Consider the following 4,738-nt stretch of genomic DNA (forward strand, 5'->3'; position numbering starts at 1 on the left):
TTTACGCCAGGAAGGCCTACAACTCCAGGTCCTTCAATCCAGCTGAAGGAGTTTGTTGCAACATTCGCTGATTCACTCTTCCCTGCTGCACTGAGTGAAGCCAGGGTGATAACCATCAGGACGATAATACTTAATTTTTTCATTGTTTCCTCCATATTTTAGAAACATTGTTGGGCACACCCTACAGCTAATATGTGAGAAAAGTGTTTAAAGACCATGAATAGTCTGTTATGTTTTTCTCTCCTCCTCTTTCCTCTTTGAGCGAACCTTGGTACCTTTAGAAGAAAGGAGGCATTATGGCAAAGAAGATCAACTTCTACCGTTGCCCCATTTGCCATTCGATGGTTGATTTGGTACATGATGAAGGGCACTCCTTACATTGCTGTGAAACAGAGATGCAGCTCCTGAAACCCAAAATCGCGGAGGCGAATGACGCAAACCATGAAATAGTACTCACGCACCGAGGGGATCTTCTCTACGTAAAAGTGGGCAGTAAGCCCCATCCCCAGAGTGATGACCATCAGATAACTACCATATTCTTGGTGACCAAAAACCAGACTCGGCGCCATGATATACGCAAGGGGACTCCTGCCTCTGCAGTATTCACCGATACTGAACATGGAGATGTATATGCCTACTGCAACAAAGAAGGATTATTCAAAGTCTCATTCTAGGAAGTTGCTTGTCGTGATCGACATGCAAAAAGATTTCGTCTCCGGAAGCCTCGGCACTGCTGAAGCACAGGCAGTGGTTGGAAAAGTGGTCGCAAAAGTGGCTGGTCACAAGGGATTGCTTGCCTACACCTTGGACACCCATGAAAAGGACTACCTGGAAACCAGTGAAGGGAAACACCTTCCTGTTCCTCACTGCATCAAGGGGGAAGAAGGGCATCAATTGGTAGACCAGCTCAAGGAGCCGCTGAAAGATGCAATGGTCTTTGAAAAGCCCACTTTCGGATCGATTGAACTCGCAACATACATAGCAGAGGACCAAACAATCACAGAAGTGGAGTTGGTAGGGGTATGCACTGACATCTGCGTGGTCTCCAATGCCCTCTTGATCAAGGCAATGAGACCGGAGATACCTATCCTAGTTGATGCAAGTTGTTGCGCAGGAACAACCCCCGGCAACCATGAAGCAGCAATTAAGACAATGCAATCGTGCCAAATCGAGATTTTTTCTTGAACAGGTCGTAGACAAAGAACATCCGGGCTTGTAGGATACGGTGTACAGACACCTTACTAAGGAGGCTGCTCATGGAACAGTCCTTATCGTATGTTCTGGTTACCCCATATACCGTAGCAAAAAGTCGCACCGGCGGGGTGCTATCCAGACTTCTCTCCCGCATATCCCTCGAGCTTGTAGGAGCCCAGATGATTGCAATGGATCAAACCATTACCGAGGAATATGCATCGATCATCAAGACCCGGGAAAAGGATGAGGGAGCAAACACCTCAAACCTTCTTTCCTCCTACATAGAACAGAACCTAGGGCCCACCGGTGGAGTCAAACACCGATCCTTGTTGCTTCTATTCAAAGGGGAACATCCCTGTGAGGAACTTACCAAAGTGGTGGGATCCTTCCAGAAAGAAGCCCGATTGGTGGAAAACGTTACCGGTATGTCAATCCGTGACACCTATGCTGATCTTATCTACACCGATGAAAAAGAGAGCGAGGTTCTCTATTTTGAGCCTGCAGTCATCACTGCACAAAGTCAGAATGAAGCTGACCAAACGCTTGCCCTCTTTGGCTCTTGGTTGCCGGGAAAGAACAACATCGTCAAGAACAGGCCAGATGAATATTATGAGAAGGCCCAACGCACACTGGTCATCATCAAGCCAGACAACTGGAAGTATGCTTCCAGCCGCCCCGGCATGATCATAGACATGTTCAGTCGTAGTGGACTGCGCATCGTAGGCATCAAGGTGCTGAAGATGTCCGTTGCCCAGGCCCTGCAGTTCTACGGCCCTACCAAGGAAGGCCTGAAAGCCAAACTTGCTCCCATCTACGGCATGCAAGCGAGGGAACTCCTGGAAAGTGAATTCAATGTACTGCTGAGCGACCAGCTCCAGACAATCCTGACCAACAGCTTCGGCGATATGTACAGTGAAGAACAGTTCGAACGTATTGTAGAGTTCATGGCCGGCATAAAACCGAGTGAATGCAAGGCTGAGGATCTGGACAAGCCAGGACTGGTGAAATGCATGGTCCTGATCTATGAAGGCGTTGATGCTGTGAGTAAGATCAGAACAATCCTTGGCGCCACAGACCCGAACAAGGCACTTGCAGGAACCATCCGCAGAGAATTCGGCTCCAATATCCGCGTCAATGCTGCACACGCATCTGACTCACCGGAGAATGCCCAACGAGAGATGGGCATACTGCAAGCTGAAGAGAATTTCAACGCCACCCTGATCAAGGGATATCTCGAATCTAAAGCAACCGCTTCTCCCCGCTGAGGGACCTGAGGTGTGTTGCGTCTTGGACCACTTCCAAGGTCCCAAGATACTTGCCATCCATGCTACGCACTGCGTAGTACTGGATGTGGACAAACGCTCCCCTTACAACCAGATAGAACTCTGCAGAATCCTCCCTTCCTTCTTTGAAGGAACTGAGGATCTCCTCGACGGTGGACACACTCTTTGGAGGATGGCAGTTCTGCACTAACCTTCCAATCACCTGCGGACTACGGGGAAAGATACGATGTGGTGGATCAGAGTAGAACTTGACCCGGTCATCGGCCCCTATGAAAGCAACATCGAGTGGGAGGAGGCGGAAGATCAAGTCCAACTGTTCAAAGGTAAGCGCACCGGTCTTACAGGAGAAGAGTGCATCAGCAAGAGCACTGTCCATGCGCTCCCCACGATGTTCGCCTAGTGAACGATATGCAACCGGATAGAGAATATATGTCTCCCGATACCGTAATGTTTCCATGTTGAAATAGAAGTTGCTGAACGATTTCCAGAATGATGCCATATCACTGCCTTCATAGGCTTGAGTCTGCTTCTTCCAGTCAAGGGCTGTATTCTGGATCGCCCACATCAGCTTCACGCAGCTATGTTCATTGCTGGTTTGCTCGAAAAGGGGGAATAGCTCATTCTGCAACCGCTCATAGTGCTTTTGCAGCAGGTCAAACGAGGAGAGAACTCCCTGTATGCCTGAAACATCACCTCTTCCCTCTCTCTTCAGTTGGATACTGATTTGCTGCAATGAAGAGGATACCTTCGCAATTTCGGCATTCTCCTCGACCAAGGATGCAAGCAGTGCATTGTCTTGGTAATCTGGAAGCGTTGCACTCTCCAAACCCTTTCCCACTGACCTGATGAATCTCGCTACTGCAATGGTATAGGACTCAATATCCCCTGCCTTGCTGAGAAGTGCCTCCAATGCCGCATTCGTCTCATATGCGGTGGCTGTTTCCAATACATCACGATAGGATTCGTAGGTTTCCTTGTCTGTAGTTCCCTCATAAAGAATCTGGAAGTACTCGATAAGCCGTGAAGTACGCTTGTCATGATTATGTATTAGTTCCATGGTCTGACTCCTCTCCAGCAGTTTGGAACAAACACTGCTGTATGGCAAGCAGGATGTGTGCAACTTTCACAGGGAAAGCCTTTTCTAAGTAGGCAGATCCAGGATTATGCTCAGATTGGAATCACAGAAATCTCGGGGGCTTGGTACTTGTACTTCCCTGTCCTGCAACCACTCACCAAACATGGCGTTACTTCCAATTCCTTTGGCGATCCATGGGGGCTGCATATTCCTCTCAGGTAGAACAGATGTACCATACACTTCTTGTCAACTCCTGCACGCTGGGATACAGTACGTGCAGGAGTTTTGCATGAAAATTGACAAGAAAGCCTTACATTTTGCCCTGCTGTTTTTCCCTATAGGACTTCTCTGTGCCTGGTATCTGGCATATACGAACAGCACTGTAGCTGCAAACCTTGGTGTGGAAGTCTCATTACCCCTCCTTCTACTGGCCACCTTTATCCAAGTTGCCCTGGTATATACACTTCTTTTAGCCTACCTGGGACACCAACTTGCCCGGAAGGTCGGCTTGCTTCGCCCCTTCTCCTTCGAGAAAACACTTGGAGGGAAGGCGGTCCTCCTTGCACTCCTCTCTGCACTGGTCATGCTTAGTGATTACTTTGTGTTTGCTCCACACATTCCCCAAGTCCAAGCCTCATACTCCCCTGAATCCTTCAGCTTGGTTACGCTCCTCTTTTCCATGCTTTATGGTGGAGTCCTGGAAGAGATCATGCTTCGCTTGTTCTTCCTCTCACTCCTGGTCTTCATACTCGATCTGTTGTTTGGAAGAACGAGACAAGGACTGGAGATTCCAAAAGCCTACTATCATGTTGCAAATCTGATAGCTGCAATACTGTTTGCGCTTGGGCATCTACCGGCAACACAAGCAGCATTCGGGGCCTTGAGTGGGATGTTGGTACTCAGAAGCCTCGTACTCAACGGGGTATTGGGATACCTCTTTGGGTGGGTCTATCTGAAAATGGGAATCCAGTATGCCATGATCACGCATGCCCTGACGCATCTGTTCTTCCAAGGTATTCTCTTTATCTTCGTCTTCTAGAGGAAGCAGCGCGGGGTGTCGTCGCCCAGCAACTGCTCATACTCCCTGACTTCCAACGGTTGGCTGTAGAAATACCCCTGCACACCGTCGCAGCCCATGGAAGCAAGCATCTTGGCTTGCTCTTCACTCTCCACACCTTCAGCAATG

Annotated in this window: 6 protein-coding genes; 4 read left to right on the top strand and 2 right to left on the bottom strand. The window is 48.9% G+C overall.

Translation table 11 applies throughout. The features are described from left to right. The first annotated feature begins 296 nt into the window (after nt 1-296). The 3 genes from AB7S66_RS11335 (at nt 297) to AB7S66_RS11345 (ending at nt 2,459) form a co-directional block, all read left to right on the top strand. Nucleotides 297-674, top strand: coding sequence for a desulfoferrodoxin family protein (locus AB7S66_RS11335; RefSeq protein WP_428520081.1), 378 nt, complete (start codon nt 297-299; stop codon nt 672-674). Nucleotides 675-687: 13 nt separating this feature from the next. Continuing rightward, complete coding sequence (locus AB7S66_RS11340) at nt 688-1,185, top strand: cysteine hydrolase family protein (protein WP_428520083.1); 498 nt, start codon at nt 688-690, stop codon at nt 1,183-1,185. 71 nt (nt 1,186-1,256) lie between these two features. After that, complete coding sequence (locus AB7S66_RS11345; protein ID WP_428520085.1) at nt 1,257-2,459, top strand: nucleoside-diphosphate kinase; 1,203 nt, start codon at nt 1,257-1,259, stop codon at nt 2,457-2,459. Here AB7S66_RS11345 and AB7S66_RS11350 read toward each other — a convergent pair. Further along, complete coding sequence (locus AB7S66_RS11350) at nt 2,434-3,534, bottom strand: PAS domain-containing protein (protein ID WP_428520087.1); 1,101 nt, start codon at nt 3,532-3,534, stop codon at nt 2,434-2,436. The genes AB7S66_RS11345 and AB7S66_RS11350 overlap by 26 nt on opposite strands. A gap of 307 nt (nt 3,535-3,841) precedes the next feature. Here AB7S66_RS11350 and AB7S66_RS11355 point away from each other — a divergent pair, with 307 nt between their 5' ends. Next, nucleotides 3,842-4,591 carry a CPBP family glutamic-type intramembrane protease gene (locus AB7S66_RS11355; protein ID WP_428520089.1) on the top strand — a complete coding sequence of 250 codons (750 nt, stop codon included), beginning with the start codon at nt 3,842-3,844 and terminating at the stop codon, nt 4,589-4,591. On the opposite strand, the gene AB7S66_RS11360 is transcribed toward AB7S66_RS11355, so the two are convergent. Next, nucleotides 4,588-4,725, bottom strand: coding sequence for a hypothetical protein (locus AB7S66_RS11360; RefSeq protein WP_428520091.1), 138 nt, complete (start codon nt 4,723-4,725; stop codon nt 4,588-4,590). The genes AB7S66_RS11355 and AB7S66_RS11360 overlap by 4 nt on opposite strands. Nucleotides 4,726-4,738: the final 13 nt, after the last annotated feature.

It is taken from the genome of Sphaerochaeta sp. (genome assembly GCF_050178175.1).
Taxonomy (GTDB): Bacteria; Spirochaetota; Spirochaetia; order Sphaerochaetales; family Sphaerochaetaceae; genus Sphaerochaeta.

What these genes read in the sequence shown, in the direction of transcription:
- AB7S66_RS11335 (WP_428520081.1), top strand. Translation starts at nt 297, where the DNA reads ATGGCAAAGAAGATCAACTTCTACCGTTGCCCCATTTGCCATTCGATG.
- AB7S66_RS11345 (WP_428520085.1), top strand. Translation starts at nt 1,257, where the DNA reads ATGGAACAGTCCTTATCGTATGTTCTGGTTACCCCATATACCGTAGCA.
- AB7S66_RS11350 (WP_428520087.1), bottom strand. Translation starts at nt 3,534, where the DNA reads ATGGAACTAATACATAATCATGACAAGCGTACTTCACGGCTTATCGAG.
- AB7S66_RS11355 (WP_428520089.1), top strand. Translation starts at nt 3,842, where the DNA reads ATGAAAATTGACAAGAAAGCCTTACATTTTGCCCTGCTGTTTTTCCCT.